The 18,367-nt window shown below is 72.3% G+C and carries 20 protein-coding genes and 1 tRNA gene; 13 read left to right on the top strand and 8 right to left on the bottom strand.

Going from position 1 to position 18,367, the window contains the following annotated elements:
* Window positions 1-6 precede the first annotated feature (6 nt).
* Window positions 7-618 carry a 5-formyltetrahydrofolate cyclo-ligase gene (locus tag ACEZDG_RS31735; RefSeq protein WP_380516387.1) on the bottom strand — a complete coding sequence of 204 codons (612 nt, stop codon included), beginning with the start codon at window positions 616-618 and terminating at the stop codon, window positions 7-9.
* 73 nt (window positions 619-691) lie between these two features.
* Between ACEZDG_RS31735 and ACEZDG_RS31730 the strand changes: the two genes are divergently transcribed.
* The 8 genes from ACEZDG_RS31730 (at window position 692) to ACEZDG_RS31695 (ending at window position 7,399) form a co-directional block, all read left to right on the top strand.
* Entirely contained in the window at window positions 692-1,612 is a 921-nt protein-coding gene (locus ACEZDG_RS31730; RefSeq protein ID WP_380516384.1) for a GGDEF domain-containing protein, read from the top strand.
* 31 nt (window positions 1,613-1,643) lie between these two features.
* On the top strand, window positions 1,644-2,612 hold the full coding sequence (locus ACEZDG_RS31725; protein WP_380516382.1) for a UTP--glucose-1-phosphate uridylyltransferase: 969 nt from the start codon (window positions 1,644-1,646) through the stop codon (window positions 2,610-2,612).
* A 66-nt stretch (window positions 2,613-2,678) separates the two neighbouring features.
* The gene (glp, locus tag ACEZDG_RS31720; RefSeq protein ID WP_380516379.1) at window positions 2,679-4,100 is read left to right on the top strand and encodes a molybdotransferase-like divisome protein Glp; all 1,422 of its coding nucleotides are present in this window, start codon (window positions 2,679-2,681) and stop codon (window positions 4,098-4,100) included.
* A gap of 95 nt (window positions 4,101-4,195) precedes the next feature.
* The gene (gene moaC / locus ACEZDG_RS31715; RefSeq protein ID WP_380516569.1) at window positions 4,196-4,645 is read left to right on the top strand and encodes a cyclic pyranopterin monophosphate synthase MoaC; all 450 of its coding nucleotides are present in this window, start codon (window positions 4,196-4,198) and stop codon (window positions 4,643-4,645) included.
* Window positions 4,646-4,770: 125 nt separating this feature from the next.
* A complete protein-coding gene (locus ACEZDG_RS31710; protein ID WP_380516376.1) occupies window positions 4,771-5,259 on the top strand; it encodes a MogA/MoaB family molybdenum cofactor biosynthesis protein in 489 nt (162 codons plus the stop codon).
* On the top strand, window positions 5,256-5,876 hold the full coding sequence (locus tag ACEZDG_RS31705; RefSeq protein ID WP_380516566.1) for a GNAT family N-acetyltransferase: 621 nt from the start codon (window positions 5,256-5,258) through the stop codon (window positions 5,874-5,876). The genes ACEZDG_RS31710 and ACEZDG_RS31705 overlap by 4 nt, the downstream gene beginning before the upstream one ends.
* Before the next feature lie 134 nt (window positions 5,877-6,010).
* Window positions 6,011-7,255 carry a divisome protein SepX/GlpR gene (sepX, locus tag ACEZDG_RS31700; protein ID WP_380516373.1) on the top strand — a complete coding sequence of 415 codons (1,245 nt, stop codon included), beginning with the start codon at window positions 6,011-6,013 and terminating at the stop codon, window positions 7,253-7,255.
* Between the two features lie 67 nt (window positions 7,256-7,322).
* Window positions 7,323-7,399 (top strand) — tRNA-Ala (locus tag ACEZDG_RS31695).
* Window positions 7,400-7,498: 99 nt separating this feature from the next.
* On the opposite strand, the gene ACEZDG_RS31690 is transcribed toward ACEZDG_RS31695, so the two are convergent.
* Together ACEZDG_RS31690 and ACEZDG_RS31685 are read right to left on the bottom strand one after the other, a co-directional pair.
* Window positions 7,499-8,281, bottom strand: coding sequence for a class I SAM-dependent methyltransferase (locus ACEZDG_RS31690; RefSeq protein WP_380516371.1), 783 nt, complete (start codon window positions 8,279-8,281; stop codon window positions 7,499-7,501).
* Between the two features lie 43 nt (window positions 8,282-8,324).
* The gene (locus ACEZDG_RS31685; protein ID WP_380516368.1) at window positions 8,325-8,930 is read right to left on the bottom strand and encodes a DUF4190 domain-containing protein; all 606 of its coding nucleotides are present in this window, start codon (window positions 8,928-8,930) and stop codon (window positions 8,325-8,327) included.
* A gap of 316 nt (window positions 8,931-9,246) precedes the next feature.
* Between ACEZDG_RS31685 and ACEZDG_RS31680 the strand changes: the two genes are divergently transcribed.
* Window positions 9,247-10,665, top strand: a complete 1,419-nt coding sequence (locus ACEZDG_RS31680; RefSeq protein ID WP_380516365.1) for a cation:proton antiporter — start codon at window positions 9,247-9,249, stop codon at window positions 10,663-10,665.
* Here the strand turns inward: ACEZDG_RS31680 and ACEZDG_RS31675 are convergent.
* The 5 genes from ACEZDG_RS31675 to ACEZDG_RS31655 all read right to left on the bottom strand — a co-directional run bounded on the left by ACEZDG_RS31675 (window position 10,649) and on the right by ACEZDG_RS31655 (window position 14,807).
* Window positions 10,649-11,200, bottom strand: coding sequence for an adenylate kinase (locus tag ACEZDG_RS31675; protein ID WP_380516362.1), 552 nt, complete (start codon window positions 11,198-11,200; stop codon window positions 10,649-10,651). The two genes, ACEZDG_RS31680 and ACEZDG_RS31675, sit on opposite strands and share 17 nt — an antisense overlap.
* A 217-nt stretch (window positions 11,201-11,417) precedes the next feature.
* Window positions 11,418-12,128: a hypothetical protein gene (locus ACEZDG_RS31670; protein ID WP_380516360.1), complete on the bottom strand. Its 711-nt coding sequence runs from the start codon at window positions 12,126-12,128 to the stop codon at window positions 11,418-11,420.
* Window positions 12,129-12,260: 132 nt separating this feature from the next.
* Window positions 12,261-14,165, bottom strand: coding sequence for a hypothetical protein (locus ACEZDG_RS31665; RefSeq protein ID WP_380516357.1), 1,905 nt, complete (start codon window positions 14,163-14,165; stop codon window positions 12,261-12,263).
* Window positions 14,166-14,288: 123 nt separating this feature from the next.
* Window positions 14,289-14,507: a hypothetical protein gene (locus ACEZDG_RS31660; protein WP_380516355.1), complete on the bottom strand. Its 219-nt coding sequence runs from the start codon at window positions 14,505-14,507 to the stop codon at window positions 14,289-14,291.
* A gap of 84 nt (window positions 14,508-14,591) precedes the next feature.
* Window positions 14,592-14,807: a hypothetical protein gene (locus ACEZDG_RS31655; protein ID WP_380516352.1), complete on the bottom strand. Its 216-nt coding sequence runs from the start codon at window positions 14,805-14,807 to the stop codon at window positions 14,592-14,594.
* A gap of 281 nt (window positions 14,808-15,088) precedes the next feature.
* Here ACEZDG_RS31655 and ACEZDG_RS31650 point away from each other — a divergent pair, with 281 nt between their 5' ends.
* From ACEZDG_RS31650 to ACEZDG_RS31635, 4 genes are all read left to right on the top strand, one after another.
* The gene (locus ACEZDG_RS31650; protein WP_380516350.1) at window positions 15,089-15,550 is read left to right on the top strand and encodes a helix-turn-helix domain-containing protein; all 462 of its coding nucleotides are present in this window, start codon (window positions 15,089-15,091) and stop codon (window positions 15,548-15,550) included.
* A 177-nt stretch (window positions 15,551-15,727) separates the two neighbouring features.
* Window positions 15,728-15,988 carry a hypothetical protein gene (locus tag ACEZDG_RS31645; RefSeq protein WP_380516347.1) on the top strand — a complete coding sequence of 87 codons (261 nt, stop codon included), beginning with the start codon at window positions 15,728-15,730 and terminating at the stop codon, window positions 15,986-15,988.
* A gap of 99 nt (window positions 15,989-16,087) precedes the next feature.
* Entirely contained in the window at window positions 16,088-16,807 is a 720-nt protein-coding gene (locus ACEZDG_RS31640; RefSeq protein WP_380516345.1) for a response regulator transcription factor, read from the top strand.
* Complete coding sequence (locus ACEZDG_RS31635) at window positions 16,804-18,321, top strand: sensor histidine kinase (protein WP_380516343.1); 1,518 nt, start codon at window positions 16,804-16,806, stop codon at window positions 18,319-18,321. Before ACEZDG_RS31640 ends, ACEZDG_RS31635 begins: the two co-directional genes overlap by 4 nt.
* The last annotated feature ends 46 nt before the right edge of the window (window positions 18,322-18,367 follow it).

Genomic DNA, 18,367 nt, shown 5'->3' with positions numbered 1-18,367 from the left:
CCTGCGTCAGCTCAATTCTGCAGCTTGGGCGGTGGCGTCGTTGAAGACATAGGTCTTCGACGGCGTCACCGCCGCGTCCACCCGCCGGTCGTGCGGTTCGGCGGGGACGCTCGGCAGTACCTCCTGGTCGTAGAGCAGGGTCACCAGCGGGGCCGCCGAGCCCGCCGCCGCCAGCCGTTCCAGCACCCGGTCGTAGCTGCCGCCGCCGCGGCCCAGCCGGACCCCGGCCGGGTCCACGGCCAAGCCCGGCAGCAGCACCAGGCCGGCCTCGCACACCGCCTGGACGCCGAGGCGCGCGCCCCCCGGCTCCCACAGCCCCCGGCCCGCCCGTACCAAGGTCTCCGCGCCCCCGTACACGCCCCAGTCCAGGTCGTTGTCCGGCAGCAGTACCGGCAGCAGCACCCGTACGCCCCGCGTGCGCAGCGCGTCCAGCAGCGCGCGGGTGCCCGGTTCCGCCCCCACCGAGACATAGCCCGCCACGACTGCGGGCAGCCGGTCCGGCAGCAGGGCGAGCGCCCGTTCGCCCAGGGCGAGGGCGGCCTGCTGCCGCTGCTCGGGTGACATCGCGGCGCGTGCGGCGAGAAGCCGTGACCTGAGCGCGGTCTTGTCGTTCACCATCAGATGGGCAACCCTTTCGGATCGGTTGCGAGCGGGGCCTGCCCAGTCTGCACGCAGCGAGAGAGGGCCTCCCATGTCGATGGATCTGTCGGCGGACCTGTCGGCGCTGCTCGCCGCCCTGCTGCTGGCGGCCCTGCTCGCGGTCGGGCTCACCGCCACCGCCCTGCGCCGGACCCGGCACACCGCCGCCGCGCACACCCTCAGCCTGCGGCAGGAACTGGAACGACTGCGCCGCAGCAGCGCCGAACTCGAACGCACCTCCTACACCGACGCGCTCACCGGGGTCTGGAACTACCGCTACCTCCAGCTCTCGCTGGACCGTGAGATCGCCCGCAGCGCCCGGCAGCCCCGGCCGGACGGCCAGGACCGGCTGGCGCTGCTGCTGCTGGAGATCGAGGGATTCGACGAGATCCGCCGCGAGCACGGCCACCAGCGCGGCGGCGCGGTACTGCGCGACCTGGCCCAGCGGCTGGCCATGGAGGTCCGCGAGGCCGATGTGTTCGGACGCTACGGCGGCGAGGAGTTCCTGATCCTGCTGCCCGACACCGACGCCGCCGGGGCCGAGCACGTGGCCGAGCGGCTGCGCTGGACCGTGCGCCGGCATCCGCTGGCGCTGCCCTCGGTCCCGGTGCTCCCGGTCCCGGACGCCGGCGCCGCCTCCGCTGTCGGAGGTTCTGCCGAGGAGGGCGCGGCGGCTCCGGTGAACGGGCTGAGCGCCGCCATCGGCATCTCGGTCCTGCCCAGGGACGGCGGGCACGCGGCGCTGCTGCTGCGCGCCGCCGACCGGGCGCTCGCCGCCGCTCGTACCCCGGCCGCCCCGGCCGCACCGGCGGTTTCGACCGCCCCGCCGGCCCCGGCGGCAACTCCCGTTGACACTGCTGCGGACCAACCCCAGGGCCACGTGAAGGTTTTGGAAACATCCACGTCGCAGCCGGTTTACGCACTGCTTGCCCAAGGGTGTGATCTGACCGCCAAAGAGCGGGAGGAGGCCTAGTCGGCAGCCCGGGAACAGTACAGTCTGCGGTATGACGAAAGCTCGTACGCGCCAGATCACCAAGGCCGTGATCCCCGCCGCCGGTCTGGGTACGCGATTCCTTCCCGCGACCAAGGCGACCCCGAAGGAAATGCTTCCTGTCGTGGACAAGCCGGCCATCCAGTACGTGGTGGAAGAGGCCGCGGCGGCCGGCCTGACCGATGTGCTGATGATCACCGGGCGCAACAAGCGCCCGCTGGAGGACCACTTCGACCGGGCCTACGAGCTCGAGGAGCAGCTGATCCGCAAGGGCGACCAGACCCGGCTGGACCGGGTCCGTGAGTCCAGCGACCTCGCCACCATGCACTACGTCCGCCAGGGCGACCCCAAGGGCCTCGGCCACGCGGTGCTCTGCGCCGAGCCGCACGTCGGTGACCAGCCCTTCGCGGTCCTGCTCGGCGACGACCTGATCGACCCGCGGGATCCGCTGCTCGCCAAGATGATCGAGGTCCAGCGCGAACTCGGCGGCAGCGTCGTCGCGCTGATCGAGGTCGACCCCTCGCAGGCCCACCTCTACGGCTGCGCCGCGATCAAGCCGGCCGAGTGGCACGGCAGCGTCGGCTCCGACGGTGAGATCGTCCGGATCACCGACCTGGTCGAGAAGCCCGCTCCCGGCGACGCGCCCAGCAGCTACGCCGTGATCGGCCGCTATGTGCTCGACCCGGCGGTCTTCGAGGTGCTGCAGGCGACCAAGCCCGGTGTCGGCGGCGAGATCCAGCTCACCGACGCGCTGCGGGTGCTGGCCCAGCGCACCCCCGGCCGCGGCGGCCCGGTGCACGGCGTCATCTTCACCGGCCGGCGCTACGACACCGGCGACCGCGGCGACTACCTGCGCGCGATCGTCCGGCTGGCCTGCGAGCGCGAGGACCTCGGCCCTGAGTTCCGCAGTTGGCTCAAGGAGTTCGTCGGCAAGGGCGAACTGGACCTCCTCGGCAACGACGAGGAGTCCGATCAGGCATGATCGGACGGGTACGGTCCGTCGGGAACGACCGTGCGGCGCGACGACGAGGCAGCAGGGGGCAGAACAGTGACGGACGGACCGACCACCGCAGGGCACCAGCACCAGCAGGACGCGCCGCACACGCACACCGCGGAGGGTGACCCCTGCGCCGCCGACAACGGCGCGGAACGGTACTGGACCGTTGACGAGCACCTCGCCGACGTCCTGACCAGGGTGCACCAGCTGCCTCCGCTGGACATGCAGCTGCTGGAGGCCCAGGGCTGCCTGACGGTCGAGCGGATCAGCGCCGGCGTGGACCTGCCGCCGTTCGACAACAGCTCCATGGACGGCTACGCGGTGCGGATCGCCGACGTCTCGGGGGCCACCGAGGAGTACCCCTCGGTGCTCACCGTGGTCGGCGATGTCGCGGCCGGCGCGGCGAACCTGCCGGTGGTGGGCCCGGGCCAGTGCGCCCGGATCATGACCGGCGCCCCGCTGCCCCCCGGCGCCGAGGCCGTGGTCCCGGTCGAGTGGACCGACGGCGGCAGCGGCGGCAGGACAGCCGCGGTGGGCATGAAGCCGCTGAGCAGCTCGCCCAAGGGCGCGTCCGGCGAGGTCAAGGTGTTCCGCCCGGCCGCCAACGGCGACTTCGTACGCCGCCGCGGCGACGACATCACCTCCGGCCAGGCGGTCCTCCCGGCCGGCACGGTGCTCGGCCCGGCGCAGATCGGACTGCTCGCCGCGATCGGCCTCGACACCGTCAAGGTCCGGCCGAGGCCCCGGGTCGTGGTGCTGTCCACCGGCAGTGAGCTGGTCGCGCCCGGCAGCAAGGTCGGCCCCGGCCAGATCAGCGACTCCAACAGCTTCGCGCTGACGGCCGCCGCCAAGGACGCCGGAGCCATCGCCTACCGGGTCGGCGGGGTCCCCGACGACGCCGAACGGCTGCGCGAGGTGATCGAGGATCAGCTGAGCCGGGCCGACCTGGTGGTCACCAGCGGCGGTGTCAGCGTCGGCGCCTACGACGTGGTCAAGGAGGCGCTGGCGGCCGAGGACGGCGGCACCCCGCCGCTGGGGAAGATCGACTTCCGCAAGCTGCGGATGCAGCCGGGCAAGCCGCAGGGCTTCGGGCTGCTGGACAACCGGGTCCCGCTGTTCGCCCTGCCGGGCAACCCGGTCAGCGCCTACCTCTCCTTCGAGCTGTTCGTGCGCCCCGCCATCCGGGCGATGATGGGCCTCGACGAGATCCACCGCCCGGTCGTCCGGGCCCGGCTCACCGCCGCGATGAAGTCCCCGGCCGGCCGCCGGCAGTTCGCCCGGGCCCGCTACGTCCTGGGCAAGCCGGGGGAGACCGGCAGCGTCACCCCGGTCGGCGGTGCGGGCTCGCACCTGGTCGGGCCGCTGGCCCAGGCCAACGCGCTGATCGTGCTGCCGGAGGACAGCACCTCGGCGGCCGAGGACGAGTTGGTCCAGGTGGTCCTGCTGGAGCCGTTGCCGGTCGTCGAGCGATAACCTGAGGCAGCACGGCAACGGCCCCAGGAGACGACACCTTGAGCAACGCGCAGAGTGACCGGTTGACCCACGTCGACGCGACGGGGGCGGCCCGCATGGTCGACGTCTCCGAGAAGGCCACCACCGTGAGGACCGCCCGTGCCACCGGGCGGGTCCTGGTGGCCCCCCGGGTGGTGGAACTGCTGCGCGGCGAGGGGGTGCCCAAGGGCGACGCGCTCGCGGTCGCCCGGATCGCCGGGATCATGGGGGCCAAGCGCACCCCCGACCTGATCCCGCTCTGCCACCCGATCGCCCTCTCCGGGGTGACCGTCGACCTGGTGGTCACCGACGAGGCGGTGGAGATCGCCGCGACGGTCCGCACCGCGGACCGGACCGGGGTGGAGATGGAGGCGCTCACCGCGGTCGCGGTGGCCGGGCTCACCGTGATCGACATGGTCAAGGCCGTGGACAAGGGCGCCCGGATCGACGCGGTCCAGGTCGAGTCCAAGACCGGCGGCAAGAGCGGCGACTGGCACCGTGAGGCGCTGGGCGGAGCCGCCCGGTGAGACCCGAAGCCGAACCTTCGAGACCTGGAGCCGCTGCGGCCGGTGGCGGAACCGGAGCCGAAGCCGCTGCAGGTGGGGCCGCTGCAGGTGGGGCCGCCTCGGCCGGGCGGGCGCTCGCGGTCACCGTGTCCAACCGCGCCTCGGCCGGCGTCTACGCCGACAAGGGCGGCCCGCTGCTGGTCGAGGGCCTGACCGCGATGGGCTTCCGGGTCGACGGACCGCAGGTCGTCCCGGACGGCGAGCCCGTCGCCGCCGCGCTGCGGGACGCCGTCGCCGCGGGCTACGACGTGGTCCTCACCACCGGCGGCACCGGCGTCACCCCGATGGACCTCACCCCGGAGATGACCGCCCAGGTGATCGACCGTCCGGTCCCCGGCATCGCCGAGGCGATCCGGGCCGAGGGACGCGCGGCCGGGGTGCCCACCGCCGCGCTCTCCCGCGGACTGTCCGGACTCGCCGGGCGGACCCTGATCGTCAACCTCCCCGGCTCCAGCGGCGGGGTGAAGGACGGCCTGGCCGTCCTCGCGCCGCTGCTCGCCCACGCCGTCGACCAGGTGAGGGGCGGCGACCACGCGCGCCCCGACCTGGATGCACCGTCAGGAGCAGAGCGCTGAACGCCTTCTGGCCGGTCGAGCTGCACGAGGGCCCGGTGGGCCTGCGTCCGATCCGGGTGCGCGACCGCAGGACCTGGCAGGAGGTCAGCGCCCGCAACCGGCACTGGCTGCACCGCTGGGAGGCCACCGTCCCGCCGGCCCAGCCGGGGAACAACTCGACGCCGCGGCCGACCTACCGACAGATGGTCAGCTTTCTGCGCTCCGAGGCGCAGGCGGGCCGGATGCTGCCGTTCGTGGTCACCTACCAGGGCGAACTGGTCGGCCAGCTCACCGTCGGCGGCATCACCTGGGGGTCGATGTGCTCGGCGAACGTCGGCTACTGGGTGGACGAGGCGGTCGCCGGACGCGGCATCATCCCGACCGCGGTGGCGATGGCGGCGGACCACTGCTTCCTGAACATGGGACTGCACCGGATCGAGGTCTGCATTCGTCCCGAGAACAGTCCCAGTCGGCGCGTGGTGGAGAAACTCGGCTTCCGCGAGGAGGGGATGCGCCCGCGCTATCTGCATATCGACGGCGGCTGGCGGGACCATCTGGTGTTCGCGCTGACGGCGGACGAGGTGCCGGAGGGCCTGCTGCGTCGGTGGCGCGGCAACAAGCAGCATTTGGAGCAGTGAATTCGTATGCTTGTTCGAAACTGCACTTTTCCTGTCGTTCAAAGCGACAAAAATAGGGTGAGATGAACACGATGGTGCGACACACCGGCCGGAATTGCCGCAAGGCACTCCCCTCCCCCCGTACGGTGTGAAGCGTGAGCAGTAGCGGCCTCATCTACGCGGTGATCGTGGGGGCCTGGGCTGCCTATCTGGTGCCGATGTGGCTCCGCAGGCAGGACGAGCTCAACGAGGCCCGCCCCACCGAACGCTTCAGCACCGCGATCCGACTGCTGTCCGGCCGCGCCGCGATGGAGCGGAAGGTCTCCCGCGGCATCGAGGACGACAGTGCGCAGGCGCAGGCGCAGGCGCAGTCGGCCCAGTCGCGTGCCCCGCTTACCGACGACGCCGGGGCGATTCCCGCGCCCGCGCGTGAGCGCTCCGCCGCGGCAGCGGGGGCAGTTGACGGCCCAGGTGCGGCGGCCAGGCCGACGGCAGCGTCGTCCGGACCCGGCGCGTCCGTCGGTCCCGACAGGCCGGCAGGCGTCTCCGGCCCCGGCTCTGCTGGCGTTGGCCCCGCCGGCGTTGGCTCCGGTACCGGCCAGGCGTCCAACACCGGGCGGCATCCCGACCCGCGTCGCCGCGCCACCCTGCTGGCCCGCCGCCGCCGGATGGTCATCCTGCTCTTCGCCATCTTCACCCTCGGCATGATCGCCGCGGCAGTCGGCGGCATCGGCCTGCTCTGGGTGCCCGCGATCCCGGCCGTGCTCTTCTCCGTCTACATCGGGCACCTGCGCCGCCAGGAGCGCCGCCGCTTCGAGGTCAAGCTCGACCGCCGCCGTGCCGCCGAGGCGGCCCAACGGCTCCGCGAGCGTGAGCGCGAACGCCGCCGTGCCGCTGCCGCGCCGGACACCGCCGCCGCACCGGCCCCCGCGCCGGCCACCCGTCCGTCCGCCGCTCGCCCCTCCGCCAATCGTCCGCCCGCCACCCGGCCGCCGGACTTCGCCCACCCGGCCGGGCGGACCGCCGCCGGTTCCGGCGTCCACCACGTCCAGGCCCTGGTCGAGGCCGCCGACAGCGACGACGCGGACGACGGCGACGACGACGCCGTCGAGCCGGGCGGCGGCTGGAACAGCGGCCCGGGGGAGCGCCCGGCCGACCCGGACGCCGAGTCCTGGGACCCGGTCCCGGTGCCGCTGCCCACCTATGTCACCGCGCCGGTCGCCCCCCGCAGCCCCGGCGGCGGCCTGGACCGGGGCGCCCCGGAGACCTGGAACCCGGGCCGCAGCAGCGCCGTCCCGCCGCCCGCCCCGACCGCCAAGCCCCGGCGTCCCCCGGCCACCCCGCTCTTCGACCAGTACGCCGACGACACCGCCCCCCACCCCCGCGCCGCCAACGAATGACCCGCCCCCACCAGCAGCAAAAGCGTGCCGAACCACCCCTGCGGACCTGATAGAGTTTTCTCTTGTTGGGGCTGTGGCGCAGTCCGGTAGCGCACCTCGTTCGCATCGAGGGGGTCAGGGGTTCGAATCCCCTCAGCTCCACCACCCAACAACCACTCTTGAGTTAGCTCGGGAATGGTTGACGAGATCCCGTCCGGTCCATGTGATCGGGCGGGATCTCGTGGTTTCGGGGGCAATGTGGGGCTAGTCGGCGTGCAGGACGAAGAACAGGAAGCTCAGGAAGCGCGGCTTCTCCGCGATCTCTTCGGGGAAGAGCTCGCGGGCGGCCGGGTCGGGCTCCGGTTCGCTGATGGCGGTGATCCGGAAGTCGGCTCCGGTGAATGCCTCGACCATCGCGTGCAGCGGCCGGTGCCAGAAACTCACCAGGGCGCTCTGGCCGCCCAGGGTCCACTCCTCGGTCCAGCGGGTGGTGCCGAAGTACCCGATCTTGCGGCCGGCCTCGCGATGCATGGCGGCGACCGCGAAGGGGTGGTCGACGGACGCGATCAGCCGACCACCGGGCTTGAGTACGCGTCGCAGCTCGGCCAGCGCTGGCCCCCAGTCCTCCAGGTAGTGCAGCACCAGGGACGCGACGACATCGTCGAACGTGTCGTCGGGGTAGGGCAGCGGGGCGCCGAGGTCGGCCTGCCGCAGGTCCGCGCCATCACCGAGCCGCCGCCGGGCCAGCGCCAGCATCCCGGCGCTCGCGTCGAAACCGCTCACGGTGGCGCCACGGTCGCGCAGCGCCGCGAACAAGGGCCCTGAGCCGCAGCCGGCGTCGAGGATCCGCCGCCCGGCCACGCCTCCGGCGAGGGCCAGTATCGCGGGCCGCTCGTAGTAGGCATTGAGGAGGTTGGTTTCGTTCTCGGCCGTGTACCCCTCGGCGATGCTGTCGTAGGCGTTGGCCTTCGGCGGATCCACAGCCACCGCTGACGACGAGGCGGTCCCGGTGGAGCTCGCGTGCTCCTGCTGCTGGTCAGAAGTCATGGGGCGAAAGACGTGTGCCGCGTCAGTTCGGTTCCTGGGCGGCTCAGGTGGTGTAGCAGATGACGCGGCGGGTGTCCTTGGCGAACGAGGTGTTCTGCGGGTAGATGAAGCCCAGGTTGGCGTCGGCCGGCAGGGCGTGGGCGGCGGGGGAGGTGGTGCAGGCGTCCTTGGCCGCCGCCTCCGGCTGGGCGCCGGTCAGGGGGAGGACGGGGGTGTCGTAGACCTGGGCGTCGTGGGTCTGGGTGCAGGGGACGAGCCGGACCATTTGCACCGAGTCGTCGGGCTGGGTGGGTGCCCAGGTGAAGCAGTCGCCGGTGTGGACGTCGAAGACGCTGGCGTACTGGGCCTTGTCCACCCCGCCGTCGGCGTTGCGGTCGACGGTCATGCCCGGCAGGGTGAACATGCTGTACAGGACCGAGGACCAGACCACCGAGGCGACGATTCCGAGTACGGCCAGGCCCCGTCCGCGCTGGCCGCTGCGGGTGGTCTGCACCAGCCCGGCGAGGCCGAAGCCCAGGCCCAGCGGCACGAGCGCGACCACCCCGCAGATCGCGGCCCAGCGGGACCACCTGTTGGTCTCCATCGGCGGTCCGTCGTCGCGCACCCGAGCGGTCCCGGCCGGGACCCCGCGCTGCTGTTGCTGTTGCATTCCACCCCTTCGGTTTCGAGAGGCGGAGGCTACCGGTTGTGGACGCCCACGTCATTCGGCGTCCATGGGGGGCGTGACATTGAGGTGACTTTGACGGGGCTTTGGCGAGGGAGAGCCTGGTTGTGATGATGTTGGATCGGTACCGTCAGTTGTCCTGAGAGGACGGCTGGCACAGGGTCAGCGCAGGTCGGCGCTTCGGAGGGTCGGGGCGTGGGCCGGGTTCGGAACGGCGCGCGGGTGCTTCTCGCACCTGTCATGGCAGCCCGCTCAACACCCGCCCGTACAACGCCGCCCGCCCCGAGTGATCGGAGACCCTGTGCCCACCTCGACTCTCGCCGCCCCTGTCGCCGCCCCCGTGGTGGCGCTGCCCGCGCACGGTTTGTTACTGCTGCTGCTCCAGGCCGGACTGCTGCTACTGGTCGCACTGGTTCTGGGCCGACTGGCCGCACGTGCCCATCTCCCGGCGGTGGCGGGGGAGTTGTGCGCGGGGGTGCTGCTGGGGCCGACGGTGCTCGGCCATCTCTCGCCCGCGCTCTTCGACCGGCTGCTGCCCGCTTCCGCGACCCAGTTCCACCTGCTGGACGCGGTGGGGCAGTTCGGGGTGATCCTGCTGGTCGGGGTCACCGGGATGGAGGTGGACCTCGCCCTGGTCCGCCGTCGCCGGGGCAGCACCCTCAGCATCGCGACGGCGGGGCTGCTGCTCCCGCTGCTGCTGGGAGTCGGACTCGGCAGTGTGCTGCCGGCCTCGCTGATCCCGCACTCCACCAGTCGGCCGGTGTTCGCGCTCTTCCTCGGTGTCGCCCTGTGTGTCAGCGCCATGCCGGTGATAGCCAAGACGCTCGCCGACATGAATCTGACCCACCGCAATGTCGGCCAACTGGTCCTGGCCGCCGCGATGGTGGACGACGTGGTCGGCTGGCTGCTGCTGTCCGTCGTCTCCGCGATCGCCGTCGGCACCAACCGGGCCGGCAGCATCCTCTGGTCCATCGGCTCGACGGTCATCGTGGTCACGGTGGTGCGGGTGCTGGGCGGGCCGCTGGTCCGCCGGGTGATGGCGCGGTTCGAGCGCCGGGGTGACGACGCCGGGACGATCTCCGCCAGCGTGGTGATCATGCTGCTGGGCGCGGCTGCCGCCCAGGCGCTGCATCTGGAGGCGATGTTCGGCGCGTTCCTGGCCGGGCTGCTGATCGGGGTCTGCGCCCCCGGCGTGCTCGCCAGGTTGGCCCCGCTGCGGCAGGTGGTGCTGGCGGTCCTCGCCCCGCTCTTCTTCGCCACCGCCGGACTGCGGATCGACCTGACCCTGCTCCGTTCCCCGGTGGTGCTCGGTACTGCCCTGCTGGTCCTGGCAGCGGCGGTGCTGGGCAAGTTCGGCGGGGTCTACCTGGGTTCGCGCGGCGGACGCCTCGGGCCGTGGGAGACGCTCGCGGTCGGAGCGGGGCTGAACTCGCGCGGTGTGATCCAGATCGTCATCGCCACGGCCGGGTTGAGCCTGGGGGTGCTGACCACGGCCACCTTCACCATCGTCATCCTGGTGGCGATCACCACGTCGGTGATGGCCGCGCCGCTGCTCCGGGTGGCGATGCAGCACATCGAGCACACCGCCGAGGAGGAGCTGCGGCTGAGCGAACGGCTGCTCCCGGAGCCGGCCGACAGCGCGGCAGGCCGCACGGCCACCAGCACCGCTGACCACTCGGCCGACAGCACGGCCGACCGCTCGGTCAGCCGCAGGGCCTGAGCAGGCCCAGCGTCTTCTCGGCGATGTCCGCCGCCGGTCCGGCGGCGTCGACCGTCAGCAGGATGTCGGCGTAGAACCGCAGCAGTGGGGCGGTCTGCGTGCGGTAGACCTGCTGGCGGTTCCGGATGGTCTCGGGGGTGTCGTCGGTACGGGCCCGGCTGAGCAGGCGTTCGGTGAGCACCTCGTCCGGCACGGTGTACTCCACGGCCGCGTCCAGGCGGTGGCCGTCCGCGGCCAGCAGCTCGGACAGGGTCCGGGCCTGCGGCAGGGTGCGCGGGAAGCCGTCCAGCAGGAAGCCCTGCCGTGCGTCGGGCTCGGCCAGCCGCTGGGCGACCATCTCGGTGGTGATGCGGTCGGGGACCAGGTCGCCGGTGTCCAGGTAGCGGCCGGCCTGTCGGCCGAGCGGGGTCTGTCCGTCGACGTGCTGACGGAACAGCACACCGGTGGAGATGTGGGGAACACCCAGTTCGCTGTGCAGCAGGGCGGCCTGGGTGCCTTTGCCCGCGCCCGGCGGTCCGATCAGGATGATGCGCATCAGTGGGGCTCGCTTCCCTGGTCGGTCGCCGCTGGGGGCAAGATGCTAGGGGCGCGGGGCGGTGACCTGCAAACGACGCGCCGCTGCCGTCGCGGCTTGAGCCAGAGCCACGACGGCAGCGGGGTTACCGGCAGCAGGGGGTGGTGCCGGTAGTCGGTGGTGACCGCGACCGCGGTCAGGTCGGTGTGAGTTGCCCCGACCGCGACCGCGACCGCGGTCAGCCGGTGTACATCCGGTGGACGGTCACCGTGGGGGTCCTGACGGCGAGGGCGTCGATACCCGGGCCCTTGGGGGCGGTGGCCGCGGCTGCCTGGAGAATGCTGGTGACCTGGGCGGCCAGCGCGTCGGCCTGGGTCTTCACCGTGGCGACCGGTGCCTTGGAGCGGCCCAGAGCGTCCAACCTGCGGTGGATGTCGGCGAGTTGCCGCAGCGCGGTCGGGCTCAGCCGGAAGGCCCGCGGGGTGGAGACGATGAACTGGTAGGCCCCGGCCAGGGTCTGGCAGCCCGCGCAGTGGTGGTTCGCCGCGTTGCTGCTGTTCACCGCGTTGAGGTGGATGTTCTCCCCGGCCATGGTGACGATCTGGAAGGACAGCGCCACCGAGCGGCAGGGCCTGGCGGCGGTGCAGCCCGCCGAGTCGGCCTCGGCCAGGTTGTGGGCTGCCGCCGCGAAGACGGTGCCCTCCTGGTGCACGGTGAAGGAGTCGTCGAAGCGGACCCGGTTGCCGGGGTTGGCCAGCGCGTGGGCGCTGTCGTTGGCGATGGCCACGCCGTGGCCGGTCCCGGCGGTGGAGCCGGGCCCCGCGGCCTGGGCGGTGGTGGCAGCGGTCGCCATGGCGGTGAGGCCGGCGGTGGCGAGCAGCCCGAAGCGGACGGCCTTGCGGCCCACGCCGACCCTGGCGGCTGCTCTGCGGTGGTGGTTGAGGTTCATTCGGTCTCCTGAGGAATGTTCTTGACGCTGGATCAGCACGCCGGATCAGCGGAGCAGCCGACACCGGATCAGCGGAGCAGCCGACACCGGATCAGCGCGGACGGCGCCGGGACCAGTGCGGATGCGGGCGGTTCACGGCGTTGCCGTGCCCGGTGTGGGGGCATCCGTGCCGGGCGGCAGCGGCGAGCTGGGCGGTTCGGTGGTCGGCGGGGGAGTCGCCGAGGCGGTTGTGCTGGGCGCGGCGCTGGTGGGCGGCACGCTCGGCGGTCGCGAGGACGAGACCGGCGGCGGGACGGGCACATGGCCCGGCGAGGAGGCCGCCGGCTGCCCGGGCCCGGCGGAGGCCGGGGCGGACACCGCGCCGCTCGGCGCCGGGGTGAGGCCGGGGCCGGGGACGGCGCCCGGGCCGCCACCGTTCGTCGCCGGATTGCCGGTTCCGCCGGCCGCCGGGCCCGGGCTGCCGCTGGTGCCCGCGCTCGGCTGCGGTCGTGGCGCCGGGGCCGTGGTGGCCGGCGGTGCGGTCACCCCTGGTTGGAGTACCGGGACGATCGGCGCGGTCGGCGGCAGCGGCTTGGGCGTCATTCCGACGGCCCAGGCGCAGCCGAGCCCGGTGACCGTGGCCAGCCCCAGGACGCAGAGTCCGAGCCGCAGGCCGCGGTTGCCGCTGGTGGCCCGCAGCGCGGTCCGCAGCAGTCGGCCGCCGAGCCGGATCGAGAGGTAGGTCATTCCGGCGAGCGGGCAGATCAGCATGGCGCTGCCGAGCACCCCGACCAGTCCGGCGGCCAGGTGGCCCTCGGCGAAGGCCGAGCCGGTGCCGGCGAGCTGCGCGGTCAGTGAGCGGATGCCGGTGCTGAGGATCCGCGGCAGGTTCCACAGCGCGTAGCCGAGGTCGCCCAGCAGCAGCGGCACCATGGTGAGGACCCAGGTGGTGACGATGATCCGGGCCGAGCGCTTGAGGTCGGCGACCTCCGCGCGGACCGGCCGTCCCCGGTGCAGCACCGAGTCCAGCATGCTGAGCAGGATCGGTTTGATCTTGCCGAACAGGTCGGGCACGCCTGCCAGGTCGCCCAGGATGTAGTAGCCGTCCAGGCGGACGGCCGGCATCAGCTGCTCCAGCACCTCGAAGTGGCCCAGGTACACGGCGCTGAGGAAGAAGGGCTGGCCGGTGAGGAAGTAGCAGCCGCCCATGGCGAGCATGAAGACGACGTTGAAGTAGACGCCGCCGAGGTCGGTCCTGATCCGTCCGGCCCGGCCGATCCGGTAGACGTCGGTGACGTCGGTGTACATCGACGGCCAGATCAGGAACAGCCCGCAGCCGATGCAGCCGGGACGGGCGCCGCCGTAGCGGCAGGCGGAGGCGTGTCCGAACTCGTGGAACACCACCGACGCCACCGTCAGCGCGAACACCACCAGCAGCAGCACCGGCTGGTTGAGCACTTCCAGCACCGGGGTCATCGCACCGTAGAAGCCGAACAGCCAGACGTCCATGGCGACCATGGAGCCCAGGACCAGGACCACCATCAGCGGCCGGTGCAGCCAGGCCAGCGAGCGGCCGATCCGGTTGACCCGGGCCTCGTTGAACATCACCTTGTGGCCCTTGAGGGCCAGCAGCAGGTCGGACCGCGGGGCCTCGGTGACCTCGTCGTCCTCCTGGTCGTACGGGACGGTGACGCCGAGCGGCTGGAGCTTCCGCTCGACCAGGTAGGCGATGTTCTCCTCGCTCACCTCCCGGCCGTAGAGCCCGCTGACCCGGTGCGAGATGCGCTCGGTGTCGCTGACGCCGTCGATGCACCCGGCGACCAGGTGGAGCAGCCGGGAGAGCTGCACCACCTGGCCGTCCCCGCGGCGGGCGATGTACTTGGCCTCGGTGAAGCCCGAGCCCTGGTACTCGCCGTGCAGGCGCAGTCCGGCGGCCAGCCGGGGAACCGGGAAGGCCGCGGCGCCGAGCACCTCGGTGGACTGCTCGAACTGCAGGTACGTGGTGGCGAAGCCCCCCGGACCGGGGACGAGTGCCCCCGGTTCCACGCTCACGGTCATGCTGTGTCCTCCCCCTGGCGCGGGCCGCGCCCTCCCCTGGCGCGGCCCGCGCCCCCTGATACCTCGGAACTGCGGTGGTGCGTGTGGTGGTGCCTACTGCGGTACTGCGGTGGTGCCCTGCTGCTACTGGTGGATGCTGATCGACTGCGAGGCGTCGGAGCCGGCCGCGGCGCCGATCGAGCCCCAGTTGCCGGCCAGCGACTGGTTGCTCGCCTCGACGTTGGCGACGTGCTTGGTGACGTTGACGGTCTTGGTGAAGCTGAACTTCACCTTGCTCAGGGCCTCGCGGCCGGGGAGCAGCTCGGCGGACTCGGCGTCGAGCTCATTCATGTTCATGCTCATGGTGGTGGTGCCTTTCGTGAGGGTCCTGCGTACGGGTACGGGGTCAAGCGGGTGTGAGTACTGCGGGTACCGCGGTCCTGCTGACTACTGGCTGATGCTGATCGACTGGCTGGCGCTGGAGGAGGCGACCGCGCCCAGCGAGCCCCAGTTGCCGGCCGAGGAGGTGTTGGCCGCCTCGACGTTGGCCACGTGCTTGGTGACGTTGACGGTCTTGGTGAAGCTGAACTTCACCTTGCTCAGGGCCTCGCGGCCGGGCAGCAGCTCCGCGGACTCGGCGTCCAGCTCGTGCAGGTCAAGCATGGTCAATTCCCCCTAAGGAATGGACAGTTGACGGACAGAAGGAAGATGGGATCCCCCCCACTTCCGTCCAATCCGGTCGGACGTTCTGTCCAACGAGATTGGACACTAGTTGCCGCCGATCGGATCCCGCAAGCGATTCGGGCGCAACGTTCTGCAACGGACTGGTAACAGAGAGAAACTGCCAGGTGAGAGCCCCTGAACCGGTTTCGGCGGCGGTGATCGCCGTAGAATCGGACCGTCGCAGGCAGCCGAAGGGGCCGCCGACAGGAGGCGTCAGCCAGGTGTCCAACGCCCTGCAGCAGTTGATGAGAGAGCGCTTGGACCGGCAGGGCTGGTCCTACGGCGAGGCCGCGCGCCGCGGCGGCATCCCGCGTTCCACCGTGCACCACCTCGCCACCACCGAACGGCTCGTCAGAATGCCGCAGCCGGCCACCCTGGAGGGCCTGGCCCGCGCGCTCGACCTGCCGCTGGACGCGATCCGCCGCGCGGCGGCCGAGGCCTGCGGGATCCACCTGTACGCGGCGGGGCCGGCCGCCGGCGCGGACGGCGCCGCCGGGGGGCCGGGCCCGGGCGGCGGGTCGGATCCCGAGGTGGATGTGCTGATCGCCAGCCTGCAGAAGCTCTCGGTGGACGACCGCCGCCATGTCGCCGCGCTGGTCGAGTCGCTGCTCGACCGCCGCGGCGGACCGGCGGCGGACGGCGGGGCGAACGGGCGGGGTGTCACTCCGGAAACGGACAACTAGCACGCAGCGAGTGGCAGTTCCGGTTCCCTGAATGTCCGGAGATGACCGGATCGGACGAATATCGGCACAGCCGCCGACCCCTGCCCGTTTATGCGGCTAGCGTCTGCTGGTGAGAGGGGCGGGTGAGCCGCACGCCGCCTCCCGAGCAAGAAGTGCGGGCACTGCCCAGGGGGATATGTGCTGGTCGTTCAAGGAGGTCCCACCACCGCCGTCGTCCGGGGCAGCAGCGGCGAGTCCGTGGTGCTGCTGTCCGGTGAGCTGCCCACCGAGCTCACCGACGCCAACCTCGCCGAGGTCTTCGACCTCGCCGCGGCGGTGCTCGACGGCGCGGAGATGCTGCTGTTCCGCCGCTGCCTGGCCGCGCTGCGCCGCGGTGACCTCGCCGGCACCCGGCGGATCGAGATCGAGGGCGCCGTGCTCACCGTCTACGGCGGCTGAGCGCGCACGGGCAAAGCGCAGTGGGTGAAGCGCAGTGGGTGAGGCGCCGGACCTGCGCCCTCTTACCCCGCTCTCACGACTTCCGTGGACAATCGGACTGTGACGTCGACAGTACTGCTGGCCGAGGACGACCGGGCCATTCGTGATTCCGTAGTGCGCCTGCTGACCCTGGAGGGCTACCAGGTGACAGCGGTCGCCGACGGCATCCAGGCGCTGGCCGCGATCCACCGCGAGCGCCCGGACGTCATCGTCCTCGACGTGATGATGCCCGGCATCGACGGGCTCGCCGTCTGCAGCGTGCTGCGCGCCGAGAACGACCGGACGCCGATCCTGATGCTCACCGCCAGGGTCGAGACCTCCGACCGGGTGGCCGGCCTCGACGCCGGCGCCGACGACTACATGGTCAAGCCGTTCGAGGCGGACGAGCTGATGGCGCGGCTGCGGGCACTGCTGCGCCGGGCGATGCCGGTGCCGGTCCCGGCCGACCCGCCGTCCAGCCAGGCCGCCCCGGCCGGGGACGACCTGATCGAGGTCGCCGACCTGCGGATCGACCCGACCGCCCGCCGGGTGTGGCGCCGGGAGGCCGAGATCGCGCTCTCGCGCACCGAGTACGACCTGCTGGAGCTGCTCGCCCGGAACGCCGGGATCGTGCTCGACCACAGCACCGTGTACGACCGGATCTGGGGCTACGACTTCGGCCCCGGCTCCAAGAACCTCGCCGTCTACATCGGCTACCTGCGGCGCAAGCTGGAGATCGGCGACGCGCCGGCACTGATCCACACGGTCAGAGGCGTCGGTTACACCCTGCGCGAACCGTGAACAGCCCGACCGTGCCGCCGACCCCGCCGACCCCGCCGCCGCTGGGCCGGCCTTCCGGCACGTCGGTGACCGGCTTCCGCGGGCCGCGCCGGATACCGGTGCCGGCCGGTCTCCGGGTGCGCTTCTCGGTGGCCTTCGCCGGGGTCGCGGCCCTGGTCGCGGTGCTGGTCGGCGGTCTCGGCTACGACGCCGCCGCGAACCTGATCCGGCACGACCGGGCCAATGACTTCACCCAGTCGCTGGAGGCGCTGACCGCCGCGGTGGCCGCGCCGGCGGCGCTCTACCCGTCCGACTTCCAGCCGTCCAACCAGAACCACGACCAGTTGGAGGACCGGCTGACCCAGTCCGGGGACATCGGCATCCAGGTGCTGGGTCCGGACGGCAGCGTGGTGGAGAAGGGCCAGCCGGACCAGCTCCCGGTCACCGCGGCCGACCACGCCCTGGCGGCCGAGCGCAGGCCCGGGCAGGTCCACGACGTGACCGAGGACACCGGGGGCGACCGCTACCGGGTGGTCACCGTGTCGCTCGGGGCCGGGCGCGGCGCGGTGCAGCTCTCGGAGCGGCTCAGCGCCACCGACGACCTGCTCGACCTGCTGCTGGAACGTACCGCGCTGCTGGCCACGGCCGTGGTGCTGGGCGCCGGGGCGGCCGGCTGGTGGCTCGCCGGCCGGATCACCAGGCGGCTGGTGCGACTGACCGGCGCGGCCGAGCACGTGGCCTCCACCGGGCAGCTGGACGTGGAGGTGCCGCGTCGCGGCGCAGACGAGATCGGCCGCCTGGGGCGGGCCTTCGACGACATGCTGGGCCGGCTGGCCCGCTCCAAGGACGACCAGCGCCGCCTGGTCCAGGACGCGGGCCACGAGCTGCGCACCCCGCTGACCTCGCTGCGGACCAATATCGCCGCCCTGCGCCACCTCGACCGGCTGCCCGAGGAGTCCAGAGCGGCGCTGCTCGACGACCTGGCGACGGAGACCCGCGAGCTCAGCGTGCTGGTGAACGAGCTGGTCGAGCTGGCCGCCGACCGCAGGGAGACCGAGGAGTCGACCGAGGTCGAGCTGGACGTGCTGGCTGAACGGGTGGCCGAGCTGGCCCGGCGCCGCACCGGCCGGGAGATCGTGGTGGAGGCCGCACCGGTCAGCCTGACCGGACGCCCCGGGGCGCTGCAGCGGGCGCTGACCAACCTGGTGGAGAACGCGGCCAAGTTCTCCCCGGAGTCGGCCGGGATCCTGCTGCGGGTGACCACCGAACGGGTCACCGTGCTGGACCGCGGCTCGGGCATCCACGAGGCCGACATCGCCCGGATCTTCGACCGCTTCTACCGGGCGACCAGCGCCCGCAGCCTGCCCGGCTCCGGTCTCGGCCTGGCCATCGTCAAGGAGGTGGCGGAGAGCCACGGCGGCGGGGTCTTCGCCAGGAACCGCCCGGGGCCGTGCGGCGGCGCGGAGATCGGGTTCACGCTGCCCACCGGACAGGTGGCGACACGCCGACCAGCAAATCGGACAAATGACTCATAGGTGATTAGATTCCCAGGTAGTTCCAGCCAGGAATTCCAGCCAGGAA

Origin of the sequence: Streptacidiphilus alkalitolerans (assembly GCF_042511045.1) — a bacterium.
GTDB classification, from domain to species: Bacteria; Actinomycetota; Actinomycetes; order Streptomycetales; family Streptomycetaceae; genus Streptacidiphilus; species Streptacidiphilus alkalitolerans.
This window is presented reverse-complemented; position numbering and strand designations above follow the sequence as displayed.

Excerpts from the sequence above, each read along its gene's own strand:
- ACEZDG_RS31735 (WP_380516387.1), bottom strand. The coding sequence starts at position 618 with ATGGTGAACGACAAGACCGCGCTCAGGTCACGGCTTCTCGCCGCACGC.
- ACEZDG_RS31730 (WP_380516384.1), top strand. The coding sequence starts at position 692 with ATGTCGATGGATCTGTCGGCGGACCTGTCGGCGCTGCTCGCCGCCCTG.
- ACEZDG_RS31725 (WP_380516382.1), top strand. The coding sequence starts at position 1,644 with ATGACGAAAGCTCGTACGCGCCAGATCACCAAGGCCGTGATCCCCGCC.
- moaC (WP_380516569.1), top strand. The coding sequence starts at position 4,196 with ATGGTCGACGTCTCCGAGAAGGCCACCACCGTGAGGACCGCCCGTGCC.
- ACEZDG_RS31690 (WP_380516371.1), bottom strand. The coding sequence starts at position 8,281 with ATGACTTCTGACCAGCAGCAGGAGCACGCGAGCTCCACCGGGACCGCC.
- ACEZDG_RS31685 (WP_380516368.1), bottom strand. The coding sequence starts at position 8,930 with ATGCAACAGCAACAGCAGCGCGGGGTCCCGGCCGGGACCGCTCGGGTG.
- ACEZDG_RS31675 (WP_380516362.1), bottom strand. The coding sequence starts at position 11,200 with ATGCGCATCATCCTGATCGGACCGCCGGGCGCGGGCAAAGGCACCCAG.
- ACEZDG_RS31670 (WP_380516360.1), bottom strand. The coding sequence starts at position 12,128 with ATGAACCTCAACCACCACCGCAGAGCAGCCGCCAGGGTCGGCGTGGGC.
- ACEZDG_RS31665 (WP_380516357.1), bottom strand. The coding sequence starts at position 14,165 with ATGACCGTGAGCGTGGAACCGGGGGCACTCGTCCCCGGTCCGGGGGGC.
- ACEZDG_RS31660 (WP_380516355.1), bottom strand. The coding sequence starts at position 14,507 with ATGAGCATGAACATGAATGAGCTCGACGCCGAGTCCGCCGAGCTGCTC.
- ACEZDG_RS31655 (WP_380516352.1), bottom strand. The coding sequence starts at position 14,807 with ATGCTTGACCTGCACGAGCTGGACGCCGAGTCCGCGGAGCTGCTGCCC.